At 66.6% G+C, this 25,214-nt stretch carries 22 protein-coding genes; 14 read left to right on the forward strand and 8 right to left on the reverse strand.

Going from position 1 to position 25,214, the window contains the following annotated elements; genetic code table 11:
* Window positions 1-574 precede the first annotated feature (574 nt).
* Both LC407_RS10600 and LC407_RS10605 read right to left on the reverse strand, forming a co-directional pair.
* Window positions 575-1,120, reverse strand: coding sequence for a WG repeat-containing protein (locus LC407_RS10600; RefSeq protein ID WP_033831688.1), 546 nt, complete (start codon window positions 1,118-1,120; stop codon window positions 575-577).
* A complete protein-coding gene (locus LC407_RS10605; RefSeq protein ID WP_223482800.1) occupies window positions 1,117-2,823 on the reverse strand; it encodes an alkaline phosphatase in 1,707 nt (568 codons plus the stop codon). The genes LC407_RS10600 and LC407_RS10605 overlap by 4 nt, the downstream gene beginning before the upstream one ends.
* Window positions 2,824-2,977: 154 nt before the next feature.
* On the opposite strand from LC407_RS10605, the gene LC407_RS10610 reads away from it, so the two are divergent.
* The 7 genes from LC407_RS10610 (at window position 2,978) to LC407_RS10640 (ending at window position 10,066) form a co-directional block, all read left to right on the forward strand.
* A complete protein-coding gene (locus LC407_RS10610) occupies window positions 2,978-4,312 on the forward strand; it encodes a dicarboxylate/amino acid:cation symporter (protein ID WP_025876066.1) in 1,335 nt (444 codons plus the stop codon).
* Window positions 4,313-4,542: 230 nt separating this feature from the next.
* Window positions 4,543-5,082, forward strand: coding sequence for a hypothetical protein (locus LC407_RS10615; protein ID WP_223482801.1), 540 nt, complete (start codon window positions 4,543-4,545; stop codon window positions 5,080-5,082).
* A gap of 8 nt (window positions 5,083-5,090) precedes the next feature.
* Window positions 5,091-5,693: a hypothetical protein gene (locus LC407_RS10620; protein ID WP_051501624.1), complete on the forward strand. Its 603-nt coding sequence runs from the start codon at window positions 5,091-5,093 to the stop codon at window positions 5,691-5,693.
* A gap of 44 nt (window positions 5,694-5,737) precedes the next feature.
* Window positions 5,738-7,120, forward strand: coding sequence for a hypothetical protein (locus LC407_RS10625; RefSeq protein ID WP_025876071.1), 1,383 nt, complete (start codon window positions 5,738-5,740; stop codon window positions 7,118-7,120).
* Between the two features lie 140 nt (window positions 7,121-7,260).
* Entirely contained in the window at window positions 7,261-7,965 is a 705-nt protein-coding gene (locus tag LC407_RS10630; RefSeq protein WP_025876073.1) for a C39 family peptidase, read from the forward strand.
* Window positions 7,966-7,978: 13 nt separating this feature from the next.
* A complete protein-coding gene (locus LC407_RS10635; protein WP_032975046.1) occupies window positions 7,979-8,731 on the forward strand; it encodes a hypothetical protein in 753 nt (250 codons plus the stop codon).
* A gap of 45 nt (window positions 8,732-8,776) precedes the next feature.
* On the forward strand, window positions 8,777-10,066 hold the full coding sequence (locus tag LC407_RS10640; protein ID WP_223482802.1) for a transporter: 1,290 nt from the start codon (window positions 8,777-8,779) through the stop codon (window positions 10,064-10,066).
* An 85-nt stretch (window positions 10,067-10,151) separates the two neighbouring features.
* Here the strand turns inward: LC407_RS10640 and LC407_RS10645 are convergent, their stop codons facing one another.
* The 3 genes from LC407_RS10645 to LC407_RS10655 form a co-directional block, all read right to left on the reverse strand.
* Window positions 10,152-11,504, reverse strand: a complete 1,353-nt coding sequence (locus LC407_RS10645; RefSeq protein ID WP_223482803.1) for a sigma-54 dependent transcriptional regulator — start codon at window positions 11,502-11,504, stop codon at window positions 10,152-10,154.
* Window positions 11,505-11,735: 231 nt separating this feature from the next.
* Window positions 11,736-12,512 (reverse strand): C40 family peptidase, encoded by a 777-nt coding sequence (locus tag LC407_RS10650; protein ID WP_033831682.1) that lies wholly within the window; start codon window positions 12,510-12,512, stop codon window positions 11,736-11,738.
* Window positions 12,513-12,644: 132 nt separating this feature from the next.
* Entirely contained in the window at window positions 12,645-13,184 is a 540-nt protein-coding gene (locus tag LC407_RS10655; protein WP_025876082.1) for a C40 family peptidase, read from the reverse strand.
* Between the two features lie 111 nt (window positions 13,185-13,295).
* On the opposite strand from LC407_RS10655, the gene LC407_RS10660 reads away from it, so the two are divergent.
* The 6 genes from LC407_RS10660 (at window position 13,296) to LC407_RS10685 (ending at window position 18,954) form a co-directional block, all read left to right on the forward strand.
* Window positions 13,296-13,778, forward strand: a complete 483-nt coding sequence (locus LC407_RS10660; RefSeq protein WP_025876084.1) for a peptidylprolyl isomerase — start codon at window positions 13,296-13,298, stop codon at window positions 13,776-13,778.
* A gap of 99 nt (window positions 13,779-13,877) precedes the next feature.
* The gene (locus tag LC407_RS10665; protein ID WP_223482804.1) at window positions 13,878-15,122 is read left to right on the forward strand and encodes a DUF418 domain-containing protein; all 1,245 of its coding nucleotides are present in this window, start codon (window positions 13,878-13,880) and stop codon (window positions 15,120-15,122) included.
* A gap of 171 nt (window positions 15,123-15,293) precedes the next feature.
* On the forward strand, window positions 15,294-16,652 hold the full coding sequence (gene gorA / locus LC407_RS10670) for a glutathione-disulfide reductase (protein WP_025876087.1): 1,359 nt from the start codon (window positions 15,294-15,296) through the stop codon (window positions 16,650-16,652).
* Window positions 16,653-16,930: 278 nt separating this feature from the next.
* Window positions 16,931-17,851, forward strand: a complete 921-nt coding sequence (locus LC407_RS10675; RefSeq protein WP_223482805.1) for a DMT family transporter — start codon at window positions 16,931-16,933, stop codon at window positions 17,849-17,851.
* On the forward strand, window positions 17,758-18,186 hold the full coding sequence (locus tag LC407_RS10680; protein ID WP_223482806.1) for an MGMT family protein: 429 nt from the start codon (window positions 17,758-17,760) through the stop codon (window positions 18,184-18,186). Before LC407_RS10675 ends, LC407_RS10680 begins: the two co-directional genes overlap by 94 nt.
* 93 nt (window positions 18,187-18,279) lie before the next feature.
* A complete protein-coding gene (locus tag LC407_RS10685) occupies window positions 18,280-18,954 on the forward strand; it encodes a rhomboid family intramembrane serine protease (RefSeq protein WP_223482807.1) in 675 nt (224 codons plus the stop codon).
* A 73-nt stretch (window positions 18,955-19,027) separates the two neighbouring features.
* Here the strand turns inward: LC407_RS10685 and LC407_RS10690 are convergent, their stop codons facing one another.
* On the reverse strand, window positions 19,028-20,614 hold the full coding sequence (locus LC407_RS10690) for an NAD(P)/FAD-dependent oxidoreductase (protein ID WP_223482808.1): 1,587 nt from the start codon (window positions 20,612-20,614) through the stop codon (window positions 19,028-19,030).
* Entirely contained in the window at window positions 20,611-21,093 is a 483-nt protein-coding gene (locus LC407_RS10695) for a VOC family protein (protein WP_025876095.1), read from the reverse strand. The genes LC407_RS10690 and LC407_RS10695 overlap by 4 nt, the downstream gene beginning before the upstream one ends.
* Before the next feature lie 125 nt (window positions 21,094-21,218).
* Between LC407_RS10695 and LC407_RS10700 the strand changes: the two genes are divergently transcribed.
* Complete coding sequence (locus LC407_RS10700; RefSeq protein ID WP_223482809.1) at window positions 21,219-22,874, forward strand: SDR family oxidoreductase; 1,656 nt, start codon at window positions 21,219-21,221, stop codon at window positions 22,872-22,874.
* A 62-nt stretch (window positions 22,875-22,936) separates the two neighbouring features.
* Here LC407_RS10700 and LC407_RS10705 read toward each other — a convergent pair whose 3' ends face one another.
* Window positions 22,937-24,943: a M13 family metallopeptidase gene (locus LC407_RS10705; RefSeq protein WP_223482810.1), complete on the reverse strand. Its 2,007-nt coding sequence runs from the start codon at window positions 24,941-24,943 to the stop codon at window positions 22,937-22,939.
* Between the last annotated feature and the right edge of the window lie 271 nt (window positions 24,944-25,214).

A 25,214-nucleotide genomic window follows, 5' to 3' on the forward strand; every position in this document is an offset into this window, starting at 1 on the left:
GAGTCGGCAGGGCTGCGCCCTGCACCTGCCGAAGCGGTAGTGCCGGCCGCTGGCCGGCAACCTGAGCAGCAACAGCAACAGCAACAGCAACAGCCGAAGCAAAAGCCGGCATTCCGTGGGATGGCGGGGTGGGTCCGGTTGCGGGGGACGCTGCAAGTACGTCCATGTAAGCTCGGTCGCGCCATCCATGGCGCTTACGCCCCCGCAACCGGACCCACCCCGCCTTCGACAGATCTCCGCGATCTGTTGGAATGGCATGGCCTGCCCTTGGTGGGTGTCGACCTTGGTCGACACGTAGATCCACGCCATGCGTGGATGAATTTCAATCGAAATTGAATATCTCGACAGTTGATCGAAGAGCATCCACGCATGGCGTGGATCTACTGGCCACCGGCCAACTGTCAGAGGTGGGGCGGTGTCGGATTGCGGGGTGTCAGCCGCATGGATGCGGCTGCCAAGCCCCCATGGATGGGTTCACGGCGTCCCCGCAATCCGACACCGCCCCGCCATCCTACGGAATGCCGCTGTTGCTGTTGCTTCGGCAGGTGCAGGGCGCAGCCCTGCTGAAAAACCCTTACTTCACTCGACGACCGGAACGATCGATGCGGAACCACTCGCCGCCTTCCATCGGCGTATGCCCGTCGCCATCGGGCGTGCCGCGGCGGCAGCCGTTGCAGACCTCGGCCACGCCATCCTGGAACGGCCAGGCAAAATCGAACGTGGCCGCAATCACCTGCTCGAAGGCAGCGTTGAAATAACCCACGCGATCGCCGATGCGGCCGCGGAACAGGCCTTCCTGCAGGGGGTCTGCGCCGTTGTCCCAGGCGATCACCGCCTGGCTGCGGCCGCGACGGTCGACGTAGTGGAAGCCATCGGCGGTCTGTACCAGCGCCAGGCCATCGCCGTCGTAGGGGAGATCCTGCAGGGTCTCCGCGCTGATCTGCGGCTTGTCATCGACGACCTCGCAGCCGGGCAGCATCCACAACCCGTGCTCTTCGGTCATGACCTTGCAGGCCGGGCCCTGCGCCGACGCCCAGGGGCTGGCCAGCACGCCCAGCAGGGCCAGCCAGCGCGCACGGCGGAGGCTGCCCAGCGCAGAGCGTGCCGGCCGCGCCATCACTTGGCCTCGGCCTTGCGTTCGAAGGTGGCTGGTGCCGGCAGTTCCACCGGTACGCCCTTGTCGTCGCAGGTGCCGGCCTGGCACAGGCGATCGCGCAGGGCCGGGGTGGCCTGCACGATCATGTGGTAGATCGCGTTCTGTTCTAGGGTGCCGCGGATCGCCTTGCTGCCCGGGCCGCGTGCCCAGATGCCGACGTCCTCGCCACCATGCGATTCGGACTTCATCGGTACCAGCGCTTCCTGCATGTAGTCGGGATGCTCGGTATCGACGTCGTGCAGGTTCGGGCGGCCGTTGGCCGGCTCGAAGCTGCTGGGGTTGTGCGGGTAACGCTTCGGACCGGCCGGTTGCTGGTTGCTGGTGCCGGTATGGCCGGGGCCGTTGGCGTAGCTCAGGGTGGTGTACGGCTGGCCGTTGCCATCCAGCGCGTAGTCGAGCTTGCCGGCACCATCTTCGCCACCCTTGTCCTTCACCTTGCCCAGGATCGGATTGCCGCGGGCCGGGTAGCCGACGAAGTTCAGGGTGTGCGAATGATCGGCAGTGACGATGATCAGGGTGTCATCGGCCGAGGTCAGCTCGTTGGCCACGCGCACGGCATCGGACAGGGCCACGGTTTCGGTCAGCGCACGGTAGGCGTTGCCGCTGTGGTTGGCGTGGTCGATGCGCGCGCCTTCGATCATCAGCACGTAGCCTTCCTGATGGCGCGACAGGTTCTTGATCGCCGCAGCGGTCAGCTCGGCCAGGCTCGGCTCACCGGCCGGGTCCTGCGGGCGTTCGTATTCGTAGCGCATGTGGTCGGGCTCGAACAGGCCGAGGATCGCCGGAGCGTTGGCGGCGGCCTGCAGCTGCTTGCTGTTCCAGACGTAGGCGCCCTGCGGGTGCGCCTGCTGCCATTCCTGCACCAGGCTGCGGCCGTCCAGGCGCTGGCCGACTTTGTCGTCGTACTCGGGGTCACGCTCTTCCACGGTGGTGAACTCACCGCGACCACCGCCCAGGGCGACCAGCGGGCCGCGGCCGTAACGCGAGGTCGACAGCAGCTGCTGGGCGATGTCCTTGCAGCCGGCGGCCTTGGCCGCCTCGGTCAGGTCGGTGTCGTTTTCCCAGTTGCGCTCAGGCGAGTGCGCATAGGTCGCGGCCGGCGTGGCGTGGGTCAGGCGCGCGGTGGAGACAACGCCAGTGGCCAGGCCGGCGCTGTCGGCCAGCTGCAGCCAGGTCAGCAGGCCCTTGGACAGGCTGTCGGCGCAGTCGGTGCGGCTGCCGGCACTGACGCCGATCGCACCCATGTGGGTCTTCACGCCGGTGGTGATGGCGGTCATGGTGCCGGCCGAATCCGGGGTCTGCGAGTCGGTGTTATAGGTCTTGCTGAACGCGGTGGCGGGGAAGCGTTCCCACGACAGCAGGTTCTCTTCGCCCGAGCTGCCCTTCTGCTGGCCTTCGTAGATGCGCGAGGCGGCTACGGTGGTCAGGCTCATGCCGTCACCCAGGAACAGGATGACGTTTTTGGCCTTGCCAGCCATCGCGCCGTTCGCCGCTGCCTGCGCAGCGCCGCTGCGGTACCACCACTGCGGGGTTTCACCGGCCGGGTGGGCGACGGGGGCAACGGTGACCTTCAGGCCGGTCGGGGCGGACGCGGGAGCGGTGCTGGCGCAGGCGCCGAGCAGCAGGGTTGTGGCGCAGGCGGCCAACAGGGAGACGGAACGGCGCATGGACGCTGGGATCTCACAAAGTGTAACGGGACGTTCATTATGCCCGGCCTCGCAAGGCACGCCGATGACACACTGATTTGCCACGCGGGCGGTCGTTCTGCGGGCCGCCTTGGGCTATCGTGCCAGCATCCCTTCCTACCCCCTTGGATTGCCTATGAAGCTGGTCTCTGCCTGGCTGCGGATTCCATTCTGGCAGCGCGTGGTCGGTGGCTTCGTGCTCGGTGCGCTGGCCGGCTGGGCGCTTGGCCCGGCTGCTGAAACCTGGTTCGGCCCGCTCGGCGAGCTGTATGTCACGCTGATCAAGATGATCGCGGTGCCGCTGGTGTTCTTCGCGGTCATCAACGCGATCTCTTCACTGCACGGCCAGAAATCGGTCGCCGCGCTCAGCGGGCGCACCTTCCTGTGGTTCGTGATCACTGCCGCGCTGGCGGTATGCGTGGGCCTGGGCGTGGGTACGGTGCTGCAGCCCGGCGCCGGTGGCCTGCAGCTGTCGATGGCCAGCAACTATGTGCCGCGCGAAGTACCCAGCGTGGTGCAGGTGCTGCTGGATGTGGTGCCGTCCAACGTGTTCTACGCGCTGTCGGGTATCGGCACCAAGGTCAACGCCGCCGGTGAGACCGTGCTGGCGGCGGGCCGTGGTTCGATCCTGCCGGTGATCTTCTTCGCTGGCCTGGTCGGCTTTGCCATCGTCAAGCTTGGCGAGAAGGTGACCGAGGCGCGCAAGCTGGTCGGGCAGATGAGCGACATCATGATCCAGGTGACCCGCTTCGTGCTGGAAGTCACCCCGATCGGCACCTTCGGCCTGATTGCCGGCCTGGTCGGCAGCTACGGCTTCGAGAAGCTGCTGCCGCTGGGCCACTTCGTGCTGGCGCTGTACGTGGCCTGCGCGCTGCACATCGTGGTGGTGTACAGCGCGCTGCTGCTGGCGCATGGCCTGAACCCGCTGAAGTTCTTCCGTGGCGCGGCGCCGGGCATGCAGGTGGCCTTCGTCAGTTCCTCCAGCTTCGCGGCGATGCCGGTTGCGCTGCGTTCGATCACCCACAACCTGGGCGTGAACAAGGACTACGGTTCGTTCGCGGTGCCGCTGGGCGCGAGCATCAAGATGGACGGCTGCGGTGCGATCTATCCAGCGTTGTGCGCGGTGTTCATCGCCCAGTACAGCGGTGTGCCGCTGACGCCGGAGCAGTACGTGGTGGTGCTGATCGCTTCGGTGCTGGGCAGCTTCGGTACCGCCGGCGTGCCGGGTACGGCGGTGATCATGGCAACGGTGGTGCTGAGTGCGGCCAACCTGCCGCTGGAAACCATCGGTTACCTGTATGCGATCGACCGCATCCTGGACATGATGCGCACGATGACCAACGTGACCGGACAGATGCTGGTGCCGGTGCTGGTGGCCAAGGAAACCGGCCTGCTCGACCAGACGGTGTACGACAACCCGTCCACCAACGTCGGCATCGATGATCCCGACCCGAGTCCGCCGCGCGCCTGAAGCGGCACTGCAACGGGCTGTATCAGTACCTGTAACACTACTGATACAGCCCCGATGGCGCCTTGCGCAGTGGTGTTTCCTGCGCGTTAAGGCGAACGGAATCCGAACGAAGTTGTAACACTGTGGCGTCATGCCGCTGCGGTGTTACCCGTCAAACCCCCGCTGCGACGGACTTCCGGTGTTGGCATGAAAGCTGCTCTCTCCCTGCGCATATGCAACGGGAGAGCGGCATGGACGGCAGCACCACCCTTTTCACTGTTTCTGGCCGGCGGCTTGCGCTGCTGCTGATGCTGGCCGTTCCGCTGGTGGCTGCGGCCTCGGGTGCCCGTCAAGGGGTGAAGGCGCAGCCGGGTGAGATCGTCCTGCTGCGCGACGTGTCTACGCGCCCGGCCTACCGCATGGCGCCGCCCGGCGTGGCGTTGATCGCCGATCCGAAACCGCAGCATGAGATCGCCGCCGCACTCGGCAGCAGCGGCGCTCCCAGCGGCATGGATGAACTCAGCGATGACGACTACGCCGGCCTCGGCGCTGGCCAGACCGGCAGCGTGCACGCGCACGGCGTCACCACTGTCGAGCGGGTGACGCAGCAGGCCTTGGGCGGAACCCTTGGACGCTCGGGCGAGGGGATGATGAGCGGCAGCAGCCTCAGCGGTGCGATGAGCGGCCCGCTGGGGGCGGTCGGCAATACCACGCGCGGCATCGGCGATACCGTGCGTGGCGCACTGTCGCAGTTCCCGTTGGGCGCTCCGGCGCAGGCGGGTGGCAAGTGAAGCGCGCAATGCTGCTGGCGGCCTGGCTGGCATTGCCCGCCACAGCACTGGCCGACGACTACAGCGGGATGCTGGCCTACCTCGACGTGACCCGCATCGACGGTCGCGCGCTGGCCGGTGCCAGTGGTGCCATCGCCATCAACCAGGCGGCGGGCGATCTCAACATCCAGGCCAATCTGCATGGCATGGCCAGCGGCGACCGCGCCGACGTGGCCATCGCTGCGCGCCAGCAGCACAGCAACGACGTCGTGCTTTCGGCACCACTGGAAGCCAGCGCGCATATCGCCGGACAGGCATTGGCAGGCGCCAGCGGCATTGCATCGATCAACCAGGCCAGCGGCATCGCCAACACGACGCTCAACGTCGTCAGCGCGACGTTGGCCCGGCAAGGAATACGCGAGTCCGATGACACGGCGTTGGCCGCCTCGGACATCGCGTCAGCAGGGGGGCAGGGCGATACCGGTGACGGTGTTGCGGCGGGTATCCGCAGTGTCGGCGTTTCGTCGACGGCACTGCGGGGCTTCGACGGTGTCCTGCAACTCAATCAGATCGCGGGAGCGCGAAACGATACGGCCAATGTTCTGGGCCTGGTCGTGCAGGGCAACCCGTGAGTACCACCCACCCGAACCAATCACCTGATGAGAGAGAGGGCACCATGAAAGCGACTGTCAAAAAGACCGTACTCGCCATGGCAATTGCCACTGCCTCGACCGCTGCTGCGGCCAATGGCTGGGACAACCAGAATGCCAATGCGAACATCAACCACAACCATGTCGTGACCGAAACCCGCAACGACACGCACAACCATACCGACAACGAAGTCCGCAACTGGACCCGCACCAACACCACGGTACGCAACAACACCGACACCTCGAACGTGAGCCGTACCCGCACGGTGAACGTCAACGAGCAGGTGCAGAAGAACAGCAACATCCAGGCCGACGAGCGCAAGGAAAAGAACAACCACGGCGTCGACGTGAACCTGGAGAAGGATCTGCGGCTGAGCTCGGACATCAACTTCTCCGGCGATCCGACCATCACCGGTGACATCGACCTGGATTCGGCAGCCATCGCCGTGATCGACAACCGCCAGTCGATCAGCAACAACCTCACCGGCAACAGCCTGGTCACCAACAGTGCATCGATCGCCGATGATGTCGGTGCGGGTGCCTCCGGCAACCTCGGCTTCAACGTGGTGGCCGGCGACAACAACGCGCAGGACAATGCTGCGTCGCTGTCCGCTGCGGATGCTTCCTTCAGCTTCGGCATGGCCGACGCCGAGGTGTTCGTCAACCAGGCCGGCTTCGGCAACACCACCATGAACTCCGGCGTCACCAACGCCGCCGGCCTCGGTGGCAATGCCTTCGGCGGTGCCTCGGGCAACATCGGCGTGAACATCGCCTCAGGCAACAACAACGAGCAGAAGAACGCGCTCGCAGCCTCGGTGGCAACCAGTGCGATGGCACAGTCGAGCATCAGCTCCAACCAGGTGTCCACCGGCAACACCGTGTCCAACGCCGGCTTCGTGCAGTCCTACACCGATACGGTGCAGGTCGGCCTGAGCGGTCGCGTCGCAGGCGGTACCCTGGCCGTGGGTGCCGGTACCTATCGCGGCACCGGCAATGCCTACCAGATGGCCAACTACTACCTCGATTCGTGGAGTGGTGATCTGCCGCATCCGGGTGGCAATGCGACCGGGCACATCGATCTGGACAACGAGATCCAGAATGCAACGATGAACCCGAACCGGCCGGGAGTGGGTGGCCTGGGCTTCGATACGCGTGAAAGCGGCACCAGCCAGTTCGTCGAGCTGGGCGTGGCCGACCTGTATGCCAGCCTCAGCGGCACGGTCAGCACCACCCGCTGGGTGAACGTCAATGCGACCAACACCTCGGCACTGTCCGGCAGCGCGTTCTCCGGCGCATCCGGCAACATCGGCGTGAACGTGGCATCGGGTACCGGCAACCTGCAGGCCAACAGCCTGGCATTGGCCGTGGCGCAGCCGAGCACCGGCGGTGGGACCGGCGGCGGCGAGTGATCCACGGTGTGACCGCTTTCGCAGCGAACCTGCGTTGAGCGCAACAAGCCCGGCCATCCGCCAATGGCCGGGTTCCCCCGGGGGCCCCTGTCCCTCCTCCCCCTTGGGGCAGGGGCTCCTTCCTTCTCGTGGAGAACGGCATGGCCGGTCATCGTTGGTGGTTGCGTCTGCTGCCCTGCCTGCTGCTGCTGACCAGCGCATGTGGCTGGGCAGGCGAGGTGGTGTTCAGCGGGGTGCTGCCCAATGGCGCGCTGCTGCAGCAGAAGGTGGAAAGCATGCAGGAGCGGCGTTATCGCAACCTGGTGCGGCAGCACACCGACTACAGCTGCGGGGCGGCCGCTCTGGCCACCATCCTGCGTTATGCCTACCACCTGGACACCACCGAGGCGACGGTGATCGAGGGAATGATGGGGGTATCGGATCCACAGCTGGTCAAGGAACGCGGTTTTTCACTGCTGGACATCAAACGCTATGTCGAATCGCTGGGCATGCGTGGACGCGGTTATCGCATCGATGAATCGCGCCTGCGCACGTTGCGGGTTCCTGGACTGGTGCTGATGGATGTACGCGGCTTCCGGCATTTCGTCGTGCTCAAGCAGGTGCGCGACGGGGTGGTGGAAGTGGCCGATCCGATCCTGGGCAACCGCAGCCTGTCACTGGCCGAGTTCAGTGCCGCCTGGCCGTCACGCGCCGTTTTCGTCGTGATCGGCAGCGACTTCGATCGCAATACGGTGCTGCTGCAACCCAGCGAACGGCCCAGTGCCCGCGCATTGTATGCGCGGCAGGGACCGATCACCGATGCCGAACTGGTCGACTTCGGCTTCAGCCACGCCGACCTGTTCTGAAGGAGGCACGATCATGCAATGCCAACGTGTAGTACTCGCTCTGCTGCTGATGTTGCCGGTGTCGCCGTTGATGGCGGCAGACGGTGCACCGGGGCGAGGCCTGAAGGAAATACCCGATCCCGAACTGAACCTGATGCGCGGCCGCTACACCGTTGGCGGCAACAACGTGGCCTGGTTCGGGGTGACGATGATTTCGCAGTGGCAGGGACCCAACGGTGCAGTGGTGCAGGGCGCGCTGACCCTGGGCATGGATTTCCGCAATGGCGGCACACCCAAGCTGAGCTTCCAGCCAAGCGTGCAGGTTACCGCCGCTGACGCACCGTTGCCGGCAACGGCAGGGCGCAGCATCGACAGTACCGGCCTGGCCAATGCCAGCGGACTGGTGCAGAGCGTGCAGGTGGCCGGCGATGGCAACACCGCACGCAACGTGACCACCCTGACCGTGCGTGACGGCGCGGTGCCGACCGCACTGGGCGATGACGGCAGCCGCATGGCACAGGCACAGCAGGGCGGGGCTACTGCCACCGCCATGCTCGATGGCAACCAGGCGCGCCTGCTGCTGCAGGTTGATGGGCAGAGCCTGGTACAGCAGTGGATCCGCAATGGCAGCGTGGGGCAGGGCATTGCCCTGGCCGGCGATGGACAGACCGCCAGCAACCGGCTGCAGCTGGAGCTGGTACGCAATACCGCGGCCAACAACCTGCCCTTGAGCCAGAACGTGGCCCAGGCGATCGGGATGAACCGCGGCATGGGCCCAGGCCAGTAACACGGCCTGGTCGGGGGGAACCGACGTACAACGCAGGTCACCGACATGCACACTCTCTACCGGCTTACTCCGCTGGCGCTGGCGGCGCTGGCGGCCACTGCCTTCGCCCAGCAGCCTGCGCCCAGTCATGGCGCCGACATGCAGGCATTGATCGCGCAACTGGAACAGCTCAAGGCCAATTACGCACAGGAGGTACGACGCCTGCGCGAACTGGACATGCAGGTGCAGGCAATGCAGGCGCGGCTGAGTGGTCGCGCAGGCCCCGGTGCGACGCCCGCTGCGCCGTTGGCGCCGGCTGCGGCATCCGCGGTACCGCCCAGCAGCGAAGGCTATGCCAGCAGCGCGGCCGAGGCACAGCAGGCCAAGCAGGAGGCCCGGCGCAGCGTGGATGACGTCAAGCAGCAGCAGGCGGCATTGTTCTCGCGCCGGTTCACCATCGAAAACGGCCTCACCTATGCGCGCTACGACCGCAAGCAGCTCACGCTCAACGGGTTCCTCGCCCTGGATGCGATCTTCCTTGGCAACATCGCGATCGAGAACGTCGAATCCGATTCGTTGACCTACAACCTAGCCGCGCGCTGGGGCGTCAGCCCCAACCTCACCTTGAACATGGACGTGCCGTACCTGGCACGGCGCACGGTCTACCAGAAGGGCGGTGCCGGCGGTGCGGCGGCGGCGATCGCGCAGGAAGAAACCAACGGCAGCGGCATCGGCGATGTCAGCCTGAGTGCCAACTACCGGCTGTTCTCCGAACGCGGCTGGCGCCCGGAGACAGTGCTGACCGGTGGCGTTACCGCACCAACGGGCCGCGCACCCTATGGGCTGGACTGGAAAGTAATCGAGCGCGATGACGATGACTACATCCGCTTCGCGGTGCCGCAGGAACAGCCGACCGGCAACGGCGTGTGGCAGGCCAACCTGGGCGTCTCGATGGTGAAGACCGCCGATCCGGCGATCCTGTTCGCCAACGCCGGCTACATCCATTCGTTCCCGCGCGGTTTCAGCGATATCGACAGCAACCCGGATACGGTCAACCCCGGCGATGTGAAACTGGGCGGTTCGGTGTACTTCGGTGCCGGCGTGGCATTCGCGTTCAACGAGCGTACCAGCCTGAGCATTTCCTTCAGCGACAAGATCAGCACGCGCGCCTCGACCCGGTTCAAGGGCGGTGAATGGGTGAAGGTGATCGGCAGCGATGCCAATGCGGCCTCGCTCAATCTCGGCGTGACCTACGCGTTGAACCAGCACACCACGCTGGTGACGCTGCTGGGCATCGGCCTGACCCCGGATGCGCCGGACTTCACCCTGGCATTCAAGGTGCCGTACATGTTGTAAGCGCGGCAGCCCGGCATGGCGCGGCGCTGCACGGCCGCGCTTTGCCGGTGTCGGGTCAGGCCCGGCCGCGCAGGGGCCTGCGTTGTCAGCGCTGCGCCGGCAGCTCCAGATGATGCTTGCGGCACAACCGGTATATCGTGACCCGCGAGATCTGCATGTGCCGCGCACACGCCGACACGTTGTAGCCATGCTGGCGCAGGGCCTGCAGCAGTACATCGCGCTCCACCTGGCCACGCGCATCCTGCAGCAGCGCGCGCCGCGCAGGGGCGTCCGGCTCTGCCAGGTCCAGGTCAGCGGCGTTGATCAGCTCGCCTTCGGCCACGATCGCTGCCCGCTGCACGCGGTTCAACAACTCACGTACGTTGCCGGGCCAGTCGAACCCGCGCATGGCCTGGCGTGCACCGGGATCAAACCCGCGTGCGCGGCCGGGGTGGCGCTGGCGGAAGCCGCGCAGGAAGTGCTCGGCCAACAGCAGGACATCGCTGCCACGTTCGCGTAGCGCGGGCATCGGCAAGCGCAGAACATTGAGGCGGTAGTAAAGGTCCCGGCGGAAGTGGCCCTGGGCCACCGCCTGTTCGAGTTCGACGTGGGTGGCTGCCAGTACGCGCACGTCTACACGCAGCGGCTGGTTGCTGCCGACCCGTTCCAGCGTCCCCTCCTGCAGCACCCGCAGCAGGCTGGTCTGTGCGTCGGCGGGCAGGTCGCCGACTTCATCGAGGAACACGGTGCCGCCGTGGGCACTTTCAAACAGACCGATGCGGCGTTGGGCGGCACCGGTGAAGGCCCCACGCTCGTGGCCGAACAGTTCGGACTGCACCAGATTGGCAGGGATCGCGCCGCAGTTGATCGCCAGGAACGGCTTGCCGGCACGGCCGGACAAGGCATGCAGCGCCTGCGCGGCAAGTTCCTTGCCGGTGCCGGTCTCGCCGGTGACCAGCACCGGCAGGTCGACCGGAGCGAATTTATGCAGGGAGGCGCGCACCGACAGCAGGGCGGTGCTGTCGCCGATCAGCGCCGGCAGGTTGCCGGACTCGCGGAACATGTGCGGCAACGCGTCGTCGCCCTCGGATTGCCGCTGCATTGCCGACAGCAGATCGTGCAGTTCCAGTGGCAGCGCGAACTGGTCGCGGCACGCGCGCAGCAGCGGTCCCCACGCGGGCGGAGCGCTGCCCAGTCCAGTGGGCAGAACGGCGAGCCAGGGCAGGTGGTGATGCCGCTCGATCCACGGCAGCAGCAGCTGCACAGCGTCGGCATCAAGGTGACGCAGATCGACGATGGCCACCAGGTGGTCGCGGCTGCGCAGGCCGATGGCCATGGCAGGGGCAGGGCTGACGCAGCGCAGTTGCCAACCGGCCGCCGCCAGCGCACCCCGCTCGGCTGCCTGCGGTTGGCCGAACCAGATTGCGCAACGCGATGGAATCTCCAGGCTTGCCGCCATTCCTTTCCCCCAGGCAACACGGGCGGCCCAGCCGGGCACCCGGCGCGCCGCCCCGCGCCGGGATGCTGTGGCCGAACACGGTCGGCCTGTCGCGGTCACTGCAACCTTGACATCAAGGACCAACGCAGCAAGCGGCGGCCAGCGGCCAGCGGCCCCGGTTACGGCCAGCCGCCCAATGAAAAAGCCGCTGCAGGGCAGCGGCTTTTCAGGCAATGCGCAGATGACCCCGGATCAGAGGTCGACCCGGCGGGCCTGCATGAACTTGTTGCCCCAGTAGCCGGTGAGCAGGGTGTCGACGCGGACGTCCTTGCCGGTGCTCGGGGCGTGCAGGAAGCGGCCATCGCCCACGTAGATGCCGACGTGGTCGACCCGGCCCTTGCGGCCGAAGAACACCAGATCGCCTGCAGCCAGGGCGGCGCGGTCGTTGATCAGTTCGGCATTGGCGTCATGCGCCATTTCGCGCGAGACGCGCGGCAGCTCGATGCCCAGGGCCGAGCGGAACACGTAACCGACCAGGCCACTGCAGTCGAAGCCGCTGTCCGGATTGCTGCCGCCCCAACGGTACGGGGTGCCGAGCAGGGTCATGGCCCGGCGCAGCAACGACTGTACCTTGCCGTTGTCGGCAGCGTTGCCGACCACGACGCTGCCATTGGCGGCGCTGCTGGTGTCGTAATTGGCGAGGAGGCGGCTGAGGTCACCGGCCACCATGGCCGAGCGGTCCATCAGGGGAATGGTGTCATTGGCGGCCAGGTGCGGCAGCAGGGCGGCCAGGGTGGCGCTGGCGGCGGCATCGGCGCGGCTGCGCTGCGGAGCGGTGGCGTCGGCCTTGGCGGCTGCGCGGGGGGCGGTCTCGGCGGTGGCAGCCGGGGTCGCATCGGTACGGGTGGGAGCGGACTGCGACCAGGCGGGAAGGCTGGTCAGACACAATGCCAGGCCCAGCAGAAGCGGGCGGACACTACGCGAAGAAGCGGCGGTCTGGCCTTGGCACGTCGGGTCGTTTGTCGTCACGCGTCGGTCACAAGGAAAAAAACGATGGGGCATCATGCCCTGTAAAAGCAGTAATAAGTTAAAAATTCCGTTAATAAATCGTTAGTTGCGCCGTGATGATTGTCACAGTTTTAAACATATCGCCTGTTCATTTTAGCGAAGGACGCGTTTCGCCCCTGTGTAGTGGTCCTTCCAATAGGGGCCACTGAGGGAATCCAGGCGGACCGTTCCGCCGGTGCTCGGGGCGTGCACGAATCGACCTTCGCCCACGTAGATACCGACGTGGCTGACACTGCCGCGACTGCCAAAAAAGACCAGATCGCCGGTTGCCAGGCGCTTCGGGTCGATCTTCGGCCCCTGTACCGCCGCCAGGTCGCGTGAGGTCCGCGGCAGCTTCAGGTCCAGCATTTCACGGTAGACGTAAGCGACCAGACCGCTGCAGTCGAAGCCGGATTCGGGCGTGTTGCCGCCGTAGCGATAGGGCGTGCCGACCAGGCTGATGGCGCGCATCAGCACTGAATTGGCGGCCTCGGGGTTGTCCGGCGTGGTGCTGGGCCAGCTGGCCGCAGGCGGCGGCGGTGCGGAACGGACGGCCTTGCCGCCGCCGCAGGCGGTCAGCAGCAGGGGCAGGGCCAGCAGCAGGGCGGGCGCGAGGAGCCGGCGCGTGCCGGACGAAACTGGCGTGATGTGCATGTTCTCCGGATAATGCGCGACCTTGGATTGGCCGTCATGATGGCGGCGTCCCCGCCGGGCGACAACCCGCCCCAACCCGCCTGCCTCCGGCAGATCCAGACAGAGTTGCGCATGAAGATCGAAAAAGACCGCGTTGTCCGCTTCCACTACACCGTCTCCGAGGCCGGCCAGGAGCCGATCGAATCGTCCAAGGACCGCGGCGAGCCGCTGGCGATCCTGATCGGCCACGGCAACATCATTCCGGGCCTGGAAAACGCCATGATGGACAAGGAAGCCGGCGCGACCTTCGACGTCGACGTCAAGGCGGCCGATGCCTACGGCGAGCGCCGTGATGGCCTGTCCCAGCGCGTGCCGAAGAAGCACTTCGGTACCGCCAAGCTGGTCCCGGGCCAGCAGGTCGTGCTGCAGACCAACTTCGGCCCGCGTGCCGTGACCGTGCAGAAGGTCGGCATGAGCGTAGTCGACGTCGACCTGAACCATCCGATGGCCGGCAAGGACCTGCATTTCGACGTCGAGATCGTCGACGTGCGCGAAGCCGGCAAGGAAGAGCTCGAACACGGCCACGTCCACGGTGACGGTGGTCACCAGCACTGATCGCACCGCGATCGTGATGGCAGCAACGGCCCGCTTCGGCGGGCCGTTGCGTATCTGGAACAGGGCGGGGCCATCCATGGCCCGCAGGCCGGCGGCATAATGACGGACCTGCACGCCGGATGCCCCGTGAACACCGCTTCCCCTTCCCTGCAACCGGTGGCTTCCGGCGAACGCATCGCCGTGCTGGACATACTGCGTGGCTTCGCCCTGCTGGGCATCCTGCTGATGAACATCGAGGCCCTCAGTGGGCCGCTGGACCTGGCCTTTACGGGCATCGACGCGCATTGGCAGGGCATCGACTACTGGGCCGATGCCTTCGTCTACGTGTTCGTGCAGGGAAAATTCTTCACCCTGTTCTCGCTGCTGTTCGGGGCGGGCTTTGCGGTGATGGCCCAGCGCGCCGAGGCGGCGGGTCGCCAGTTCACTCCGTTCTACCTGCGCCGCAGCGCCGGGCTGCTGCTGATCGGCCTGTGCCATGCGCTGCTGGTCTGGTCGGGCGACATCCTGGTGCTGTATGCGCTGGCCTCGCTGCCATTGCTGGCCTGCCGTGAGGCACCGCGCAGCTGGCTGCCCTGGATGGGGTTGCTGGTGTATGCGCTGGGTGTTGCGCTGATGCTGCTGGTCGGCGCGATGGTGTCGATGGCCACCCCGCAGGACCTGCAGAAGATGCTGGTCGACGCGCAGCAAGGCATCGACCAGCAACGCCTGGTGTACGGCCAGGGTGACTGGATGCAGGCCAACGTGCAGCGCCTGCATGAGTTCGGCGCGTCGCTGGGTGGCATGTTCATTTCCGGGCCCGAAGTGCTGGGCATGTTCCTGTTGGGTGCCTGGTTCGCCGGCAGCGGCGCATTGACCGCGCCGGAGCGTTTCCCGCGGTTGTATGCCGGCCTGCGCTGGATCGCATTGCCGCTGGGCCTGCTGGCCACCCTGGCAGGTGTGTTGTGGAAGCCGTATCTGGCGCCGGGTGTCTATGACCTGCCGACCACTGCGGCAATGGCACTGGTGGCCGTGGGCGGTGTGCCGATGTGCCTGGGCTACCTGGCCTGGATCGTGCACTGGCGCGCGCGCATAGGGTGGCTGGCGCCGGTCGGTCGGATGGCGTTGACCCACTACCTTGCCCAATCGGTGGTCTGCACGCTGCTGTTCTATCACTACGGGCTGGGATGGTTCGACGTGCTGCCGCGTGCCTGGCAGCTGCTGTTGGCACTGCTGCTGTTTGCAGCGCAGGTGATCTTCAGCCATCTGTGGCTGCGCTGTTTCCGCTTTGGTCCGATGGAATGGCTGTGGCGTGCGATGACGTACCGGCAGTGGCCAGCACTGCGCCGTGGGGCCGGGCAGGCGTGATCGATGCCGGCCGCGCGCGTTTCGACCTGCGTGGCTGCATGCCCTCACGTCTGGCCTGCAGCGGGCCGTGGCATGCTCGCAGCAGCATGGGTGACGGCGCCAACCCGCTGCCTGCCGATCTTCGTTGCGGGCGCTCGCCCGCCATCTTCCCTGTCGACTCGAGCGATTGCGATGAATACTCCCTCTTATGATTACGATCTGATCGTCCTTGGCGGCGGTTCCGCTGGCCTGGCCGGTGCCATCCGCGCTGCGCAGCATGGCAAGCGGGTTGCCCTGCTGGAGCCGGGTGAACTGGGGGGGACCTGCGTGAATGTCGGGTGCGTGCCGAAGAAGGCGATGTGGCTGGCCGCCGATCTGGCCGAGCGCATCGGCCTGGCCAGCGCGATGGGCTTCGACGTGGCGCCGCGTCCGGCGCTGTCATGGAAGGAACTGGTGATTCATCGCCAGGCCTACATCAGCAACATCCACACCAGCTATCACAAGCGCCTGGATGAAACCGGCGTGGTGCGCATCCCGGCCCGCGGCCATCTGCTGGACGCGCACACGGTGGCGTGCAGTGATGGCGTGCGTTACAGCGCTGCGCAGATCCTCATCGCCACCGGCGCCCATCCGCAGCGGCCGGACATTCCCGGCGCCGAACTGGGCCTGGTATCCGACGATTTCTTCGACCTGCGTGCGGCACCGGCCGAGGTCGCCATCATCGGCGGCGGCTACATCGCCGTGGAACTTGCCGGGCTGTTGCAGGCGCTGGGCAGCAAGGTGAGCCTGCTGGTACGTGGCAGCCGCCTGCTGGAGCGCTTCGACTACGAGCTGACCGCGCAGTTGGCAGAGAACCTGCGCCAGCAGGGCGTGCGCATCCACTTCGATTACCGTCTGCGTGAGTTGAAGCGCGACGGCGAACGCGTGCGCGCGTTCGGCCATGACGGCCCGATCGACAGTGTGTTCGACGCCGTGTTCTTCGCTACCGGCCGGCGCGGCAACAGCAAGGATCTCGGCCTGGAAGCACTGGGCATCGGCATCGGCGAACACCAGCAGGTGGAGGTGGACGCGTGGCAGACCACGGCGGTGCCAAGCGTGCATGCGGTCGGTGACATCGCAGGCAAGGTCGGCCTGACGCCGGTCGCCGTGGCTGCAGCGCGACGCCTGATGGATCGTCTGTTTGGTGGTCGCCCGGATGCGAAGATGGATTACGACAACGTGGCCAGCGTGGTGTTCTCGCACCCGCCGCTGGGCGCGGTAGGCATGAGCGAGGAAGATGCACGTGCGCGCTTCGAGCAGGTGACCGTGTACCACAGCCGGTTCCGGCCGATGCTGCAGGCGCTGGCCAACGGCACCCAGCGCAGCCTGTTCAAGATGGTCTGCGCCGGCCCAGAGGAGCGCGTGGTGGGTGTGCACCTGCTCGGCGAAGCGGCCGACGAGATCCTGCAGGGTTTCGCGGTGGCGGTGAAGATGGGGGCGACCAAGGCCCAGTTCGACGACACGGTGGCGATTCACCCGACGTCTGCTGAAGAAGTGGTGTTGATGCGCTGAGCCGACACTCACGGTAGTGCCGGCCGCTGGCCGGCAACCTCGACAGCAACGGCAACGGCAACGGCAACGGCAACGGCAACGGCAACAGCAAAAAGCTGGGTTCTTGTGGGATGGCGGGGTGGGTGTCGACCTTGGTCGACACGTAGATCCACGCCATGCGTGGATCAGGAGTTGCAGTGAGCATGAACGGACATCGGATCGTTCGCCCGTAAGTGCCATGAGACAATTGGAAGCAATCCGGCTGCTTCCAGCCGCCCATGCGGCCCGTTTTTTTCCTGATGTCCACTTCTTCCCCCCGTATCGCCACCACGTCCCCGCGCATCGCTCTGGGCGGCATCGGCCTGGCTGCGATCGGCGCCATCGCCGCCTCGGGCAAGGCGATCATCGTCAAGCTGGGGCTGCGCCATGGCGTGGACGCGACCACGCTGCTGGCGCTGCGCATGCTGATGGCGCTGCCGCTGTTCGCGTTGATGGCGGTGTGGGCCTCGCGCCGTGCCGAGCGACTGTCCTGGGCCGACCGCGCGCGCGTGCTGTGGCTTGGCTTCACCGGTTACTACCTGTCCAGCCTGCTGGATTTCCAGGGCCTGCAGTACATCAGCGTGACCCTGGAACGGTTGATCCTGTACTTGAACCCGACCCTGGTGCTGCTGATCAACGTGCTGCTGGCGCGGCAGCGGCCGGGTCGGTGGCAGGTCGGCGCGCTGGTGCTCAGCTATCTCGGCGTGCTGATCGCGTTCGGCCATGACCTGCAGCGCGAGGGGGGGCAGATCATCCTCGGCAGCCTGCTGGTGCTGGGCAGTGCGCTCAGCTATGCGCTGTATCTGTTCGGCAGCGGCCAGGTGGTCGCCCGTATCGGTGCGGTGCGTCTGACCGCCTACGCCAGCTGCGTGGCCAGCGTGCTGGTGCTGCTGCATTTCACCATTACCCATCCGCTGCCGTTGCTGTGGCAGGCCCCCGCTGCCGTGCAGTGGCTGTCGCTGATCAATGCGACGGTCTGCACCGTGCTGCCGGTGCTGGCGATCATGCTGGCGGTGCAGCGCGTCGGCTCGTCGCTGGCTGCGCAGGTAGGTATGCTGGGTCCAGTTTCCACCATCGTGATGAGCCTATGGCTGCTCGACGAACCGATGGGGCCGGCGCAGATCGTCGGCACCGTGCTGGTCCTGCTCGGCGTACTGCTGGTGACGCGGCTGCGCCGCTGACGCCGGAGCAGGCGCGTGCGCGCATCCTGGCGGTGATCCATGCGATTCCGCCGGGACAGGTGATGGGCTACGGCCAGGTCGCGATGCGCGCGGGCCTGCCCGGACGCGCACGGCTGACCGCACGCATCCTCGGCCAGAATGAGGATCCGTCGCTGCCCTGGCACCGTGTACTGCGTTCGGATGGGCGCATCGCCATGGCCGAAGGTTCGGCCGGCTGGCGCGAACAATCGCAGCGGCTGCGGGCCGAGGGTGTTGTCGTGGAAAACGGCCGGGTGCGGATGCCCGCGGCGGACCCGGTGGCGGCGCTGGATGCGGCCGTATGGGGGCCGGGCTGATCGCTGCCTGCGACTGGACGGGCGGCCGTCCGCTCTGGTCAAAAAAGGCCGGTGCTGCGGCTATGATGGAGGCCGTTCCATGCCGGTGTCCCCATGTTCCCGCGACTGCCAACCGTCACCAAGGCCCTGTTGATCGCCAACGCGATCCTGTTCCTGCTGCAGCAGCCGTTCCTGCTCGGCATGCAGACCTTCGAGCCGTTCATGCTGCAGCCGCTGCAGCAGGGGTTCGATGCGTTCTCGCCGGGCGGCAATTTCCAGCCCTGGCAGCTGCTGACCTACGGCTTCCTGCACGGCAGCTTCTTCCATCTGTTCTTCAACATGCTGGCCGTCTTCATGTTCGGCGCGCCGCTGGAACAGACCTGGGGTGAGAAGCGCTTCCTGACCTATTACCTGGTGTGCGTGGTCGGTGCCGGCGTGTGCCAGTTGCTGGTCGGTACGATGCTCGACAATCCGGCCACGGTGCTGGGCGCGTCCGGTGGTGTGTTCGGCCTGCTGCTGGCATATGGCATGCTGTTCCCCAACCAGCGGGTGATGCTGCTGTTCCCGCCGATTCCGATGAAGGCGCGTACGTTCGTGATCCTGTTCGGTGTGGGCGAGCTGGTGCTGGGCATGACCGGCTGGCAGCCGGGCGTGGCCCATTTCGCGCACCTGGGCGGCATGCTGTTCGGCTGGCTGCTGATCCGCTACTGGCGCGGCCAACCGCCGTTCAACAAGCGTCGTCCGCCCGGCCCGCCAAAGCGCCCGAACCATCTGCGCAGCGTGAAGTGAGGCGCAGGTGGGTGCCGACCGTTGGTCGGCACACCTTGACGCCGGTAGATGCCAACCTTGGTTGGCACGCATTTCATGCATCGGCCAGCACCACCTGCGCCGCGTTGTGCCCGGGCGCGCCGGTTACCCCGCCGCCCGGATGCGTACCCGCGCCGCACAGATACAGGCCGGGCAGGGCGCCGCGATAGCCTGCCTGGCCGACCATCGGCCGCGCCGAGAACAGCTGGTTGGCGCTGAGCGCACCGTGGAAGATGTCGCCACCGATCAGCCCGAACGTCCGCTCCAGATCCAAGGGTGACAGTGCCTGTCGACCAAGCACGCTGTCGGCGAAGCCGGGGGCGAAGTGATCGACGGTGGCGATCATCAGGTCGGCGACGGTATCGCGGTGATCATCCCAGTGCCGGCCATCGGGCAATTCCGGCGCCACGTGCTGGCAGAACAGGCTGGCCACATGCTGCCCGGGTGGCGCCAGCGAATCATCCAGCGTGCTCGGAATCAGCATCTCCACGATCGGCTCGCGCGACCAGCCCTCGCGACGTGCGTCCAGCCAGGCGCGGTCCATGTAATCCAGGCTGGGCGCCATGATGATGCCGGCACTGAGGTGATCGCCGGGGCCGGGCAGGGCACGGAAATCCGGCAGACGCGACAGCGCCACGTTCATCCGGAACGTGCCCGAGCCGCAGCGCCAGTTCGCCATGCGTTCACGGGTGGTGACGGGAACCTGGGCGGGCTGCAGCAGTTGTTCGTACAGCAGCTTCGGGTTGACGTTGGCCACCACGGCACGTGCGCGCAGGCTCTCGCCGCCGGACAGCGCGACGCCGACCACGCGCCCGTCTTCCACCAGCAGGTGCTGCACGCCGGCATCAACGCGCAGCTCGGCGCCGGCCGCACGCGCGGAGGCGGCGATGGCCTGGCTGATCGCGCCCATGCCACCGATGGCGTGGCCCCAGGCACCTTTGACCCCGTTGCACTGGCCGAACACGTGATGCAGCAGTACGTAGGCGCTGCCTGGCGTGTATGGGCTGGCGTAGTTGCCAACAATGCCATCGAAACCAAACAGGGCTTTGATCGGCTCGCTTTCGAACCAGCGATCCAGGTACTCGGCGGCCGACAGCGTGAACAGGTCCAGCAGTTCCTGGCGCAGTGCAGGGTCGAGTGCGGCCAACTCCCGTCCCAACCGGCCCATCTGCCACAACGCCGGCAACGCACGCCAGCCAGCCATCACCCCGAGGTCGGGCGGCGGACGCAGCGCCCAGTCGCGCAGCACATCGGCAAATACCTCCAGGCGCGCTTCATAGGCGGGCAGCGCCTGCGCATCGCGTTCGGAGAACTTCGCCACCTCGGCCTGGGTGCGGCCAGGTGCGGACAGCAGGTAGCGGCCATCAGGCAATGGCAGGAAGTTGTTGGCTGGCCGCGCGACGATGCGCAGCCCGTGCGCATGCAACTGCAGCTCCTCGATCACCTTCGGCTGCAGCAGCGACACCGTGTACGAGGCCACCGAGTTGCGGAAGCCCGGGTGGAACTCCTCGGTGACAGCCGCACCGCCAAGGATGCCGCGACGCTCCAGCACCAGCACCCGTTGCCCCGCGTGCGCCAGATACGCCGCGCACACCAGCCCGTTGTGGCCGCCACCAACGATGATCGTGTCCAACGTCGTCATGCGTTGCGGATCGCCGCTTCGATGGTGGCGATGTCGATCTTCTTCATCGGCATCATCGCGTTGAAGGCGCGCTTGGCCAGGGCCTTGTCCTTGCTGGTCACCGCTTCGATCAGCATGCGCGGGCTGATCTGCCAGGACACGCCCCAGCGGTCCTTGCACCAGCCGCATTGGCTTTCCTGGCCACCGTTGCCGACGATGGCATTCCACAGGCGATCGGTCTCGGCCTGGTCCTCGGTGGAAATCTGGAACGAGAACGCTTCGCTGTGCTTGAAGGTCGGGCCACCATTGAGACCGACGCAGGGAATGCCGCAGACCGTGAATTCGACGGTGAGCACGTCCCCCTGCTTGCCGTCGGGGAAGTCGCCGGGCGCGTGATGCACAGCGGTTACTTCGCTGTCGGGAAAGGTCTTCGCATAGAACGTGGCGGCCTCGAGCGCGCCGTTGTCATACCAGACGCAGATCGTGTTCTTGTGAGCCATGGCGGGGCTCCGCAGTGGACGAAGGCGCAGCGATAGCATGGGCGGTGTTAATGCCGGATCGTGCTGCACTGCGGGAGCTGCCGGCGCCGCGCTACCATGGCCGGACGACACGACAGGGATGATGCGTGAAGATCCTGATTCTGGGTGGATATGGGGTGTTCGGGGGGCGTCTGGTCCGCTTGCTGGCCGACCTGCCGATGCTGGAACTGCTGATCGGTGGCCGCAACCTGGCGGCGGCACAGGCCTTCTGCGCAAGCTATGTGGGGCAATCGACGCTGCGTCCACTGCAGGTCGACCGGCAACGGCTGGCCACGGCCCTGCAGGCCGAGCGACCGGACCTGGTGGTGGATGCCTCCGGTCCTTTCCAGGACTATGGCGAACACCGCTATGGCGCGATCGAAGCCTGCATCGCCGCCGGCATTGATTATCTGGACTTCGCCGACGCGGCAGACTTCGTATTCGGGGTTTCGCAGTACGACGCGCAGGCCAGGGCGGCTGGCATCTACGCACTGTCAGGCGTCAGCAGTTTCCCGGTATTGACCGCGGCAGTGCTGCGCGAGATGGCCACGCACATGGACATCGTCAGCGTGGAAGGCGGCATCGCGCCATCGCCCTATGCCGGCATCGGCCTGAACGTGATGCGTGCGGTGGTCGGCTATGCCGGTTCGCCGGTGAAGCTGCGCCGCAACGGTCGCGATGGGCACGGCATCGGCCTGGCCGAGAGTCGCCGCTTCACCGTCGCGGTGCCGGGGCGGCTGCCGCTGCGCAACCTGCATTTCTCGCTGGTGGATGTGCCGGATCTGCAGGTGTTGCCACCCGAACATCCGACGATGACCGACATCTGGATGGGGGCTGGCCCGGTGCCGGAGATCCTGCATCGCGTGCTCAATCTGCTGGCCAAGGCGCGCCTGCACCTGAAACTGCCATCGCTGGAGCCGTGCTCTCGATTGTTCTATACCGTGTTGAACCTGATGAAGTTCGGCGAGCATCGCGGCGGCATGATCGTGCGCGCCGTGGGCACCCGCGATGGTGCGCGTGTGGAACAGAGCTGGCACCTGCTGGCCGAGGCCGATGACGGCCCGTACATTCCGTCGATGGCGATCGAAGCGGTGATCCGCAAGCAGCTGGCCGGTGATCGGCCGTCACCGGGTGCACGCCCGGCCACGCATGCGCTGGAACTGTCCGACTACGACCGGCTGTTCGACGGACGCACGATCCACACCGGTTTCCGCCGCGACATGCCCGGTGCCAGCCTGTACCAGCGCCTGCTGGGCAGCGCGTACGCGCAGCTGCCGGCCAGCGTGCAGGCGTTGCACGCACCGTCTGCCGCCAAGCGCTGGAGCGGCACGGCATCGGTCGAACGCGGTGGTGGGTTGTTGTCGCGGTTGCTGGGGAACGTGTTCGGTTTTCCGGCAGCGGGCGAGGCAGTGCCGGTCAGCGTGGAGTTCACCGCAGAGGCGGGTGGTGAGCGCTGGACACGGACCTTTGCCGGCCGTCGTTTCTCTTCGTTGCAGACGCAGGGGCAGGGGCGCAACGAAGCGCTGCTGGTCGAACGGTTCGGTGCGGTATCGGTAGCGTTGGCACTTCTGGTCGACAACGGGCGGCTGCAACTGGTGCCGCGACGCTGGTCGATCCTGGGCCTGCCGTTGCCGCAGTGGCTGTTGCCCGGGGAGAACAGTTTCGAGGGTGATGAGGATGGGCGCTTCGTCTTCGACGTGGAGATCGGCGCGCCGGTGGTGGGGCGGATCGTGCATTACCGGGGAACGTTGAAGCCCGCGTGATGTCCACCGACGAAAAAGGGCGCCACGAAGGCACCCTTTCCGTTACCGCTGTTGCATCAACCTCAGCGCCAGACCTTGATCTGCTCGCCGTCGGTGCGCTGCATCGGCTGGCCCGGCTTGCAGCTGAAGCTGGCGCCGAACGCCGGCAGGTTCGACAGCGGGCCGTTGGTGCGCCAGCGGCCCGGTGCACGGATGTCGGCGGTCAGGCGGCGTGCGGCCTCGTTCGGCGACAGCTGCTGCGGCCACAGCGCGGCCCAGGCGCGGAAGAAGCCCTGCTGCTGTGCCGGCTTGGCCTTCGGCTCCTGCGCGGTGTACGCGGCCCAGGCCAGCTCCAGACCGGCGATGTCGGCCAGGTTCTCTTCCTGGGTCAGCGTGCCGTTGACCTTGGCCCCCTTCACGCCGGGGAACTCGTAGGCGCCGTACTGGGTGGCGACACGGGTGCCAAGCAGGGTCCAGGCGGTCTTGTCGGCCGGGGTCCACCAGCTGCGCAGTTCGCCCTTGGCATCGACCAGCGCACCCTTGGCATCGATCGCACGGGTCAGCTCGTGGCCGACCAGGCCGCCGAAGCTGCCGAACTTGTCCGCAGCGTCGGCCTTGGCGTTGAACACCGGGCCCTGCAGGATCGCCGCAGTGACGATCAGCCGGTTCTGCGCCAGGTCATAGGCCAGCGACGGCTGCTGCGGCAGCACGTCCCAGCGGCGGTCGGCGTTGCCCTTGCCGATGCGCTTCATTTCCTCGCGGTGACGCCAGGTGGACGCGATCAGCATGTTGCCGCCGAACGAACCACGGCCCATCGGCTGCACGCTGTAGTCCAGGTCACGCAGCGGGGTGCCGATCTCGATCTTCAGCGCGGCCAGCTTGGCCTGCGCTTCGGTCTTGGCCTCGGCGCTCATCCAGCTGTTGTTCTTGACCGCTTCGATCTGCACTTCACGCACCTTGTCGACGATCCAGGCCGCCTGGCGGCGGTCTTCGGCGGACAGGTAACGGGCTGCGTATTCGCGGCCGACCATCGGGCCAGCGGCCACGTTGATCGCGTCCAGCACGCTTTCCCAGCGCTGCGGCGGCAGGGTTTCACCACGCAGCACGCGGCCACGGAACTCGAACTCCGCGTCGCGGTACGCCTTGGACAGGTACGGCGCCATCGAGTCGCCCACGCGCCAGCGCAGGTAGGCCTTCCACTGGTCCGGCTTGAGCTTGGTGACCATGCCGTCGAGCTGCTTGAACAGCGCCGGGTCGGCCAGCGATACCAGGTCATCGTTGACGCCCTGCGCCTTCAGGAACGCGTCCAGCTGCAGGTTGCGGTAGCGGCTGTTGAGGTCCTTGGTGGAGATCGGCGCGTAGTTGTTGAACGGGTTGTTGATGCCCGCCAGCGACTGCGCATTGCGGGCCAGTTCGGTTTCCAGCGCGATCACCGCCTGCGACTCGGCGTCCAGCTTGGCCGCCGGGGTGCCGGTCAGTGCGAGGATCTGCTTGACGTAGTTGCGATATCGGCCCATCAACGCGACGGTGTCGGCGTCGGTGCGGGTATAGAAGGCCGGATCAGGCAGGCCCATGCCGCCCTGCATGAAGTAACCGATGTGGCGGTCCAGCGCCTTCAGGTCCACGTCCGGACCGAAGTTGAAGGCCACCGGGATGCCGACCTGGTGCAGCGCGGCGATCGAGGCCGGGACATCCTTGGCCTTCTTGATCGCGTTGATGCGGGTCAGCAGCGGTGCGATCGGGTTGGAGCCGTCGGCTTCCACGGCCGCTTCGTCCAGGCCGCTGGCCCAGAAGTCGCCCAGCAGCTTCTGCACGTTGCCCTGCGGCGCCTTCATCGAGGCGTCCAGCAGTTCACGCTGTTGCTGCCGGCTGCGGTCGACCAGCTGGCCCAGTGCGGTGGCGGCGCCGGTCTGCGGCACCGGGTTGGCCTTCAGCCAGCCTGCGTTGGTGGCGTCGTAGAAATCGCTGCACTGCGCACTGACGGCCGGGGCGCGTGCGGCCTTCTTCTTGGCGGCGAACGCATCGTGGGTCGGAACCAGGGTCGCCAGGCTGATGCCCAGGGCGATGGCAAGCGGACGGAAGTTGGGCATGTAGAACGAATCCGTGATGGATTGAGGGCGGGCGAACTATAGCAAGCCGCGCATGGGCACGGGATGCACGCATCACGGTGGTTCCGCCGGGCATGGCCCGGCGCTACCGGGTGGGTGGCATGGGCAGGGGATGCACGCATCACGGTGCATCCGCCGGGCATGGCCCGGCGCTACCGGGCGGGTGGCATGGGCAGGGGGTGCACACCTCATGGTGGCTCCGCCGGGCATGGCCCGGCGCTACCGGGTGGGTGGGATGGCCACGCCATGCGTG

Source organism: Stenotrophomonas sp. OVS01A (assembly GCF_019969775.1).
In the GTDB taxonomy this organism is placed as follows: Bacteria; Pseudomonadota; Gammaproteobacteria; order Xanthomonadales; family Xanthomonadaceae; genus Stenotrophomonas; species Stenotrophomonas indicatrix.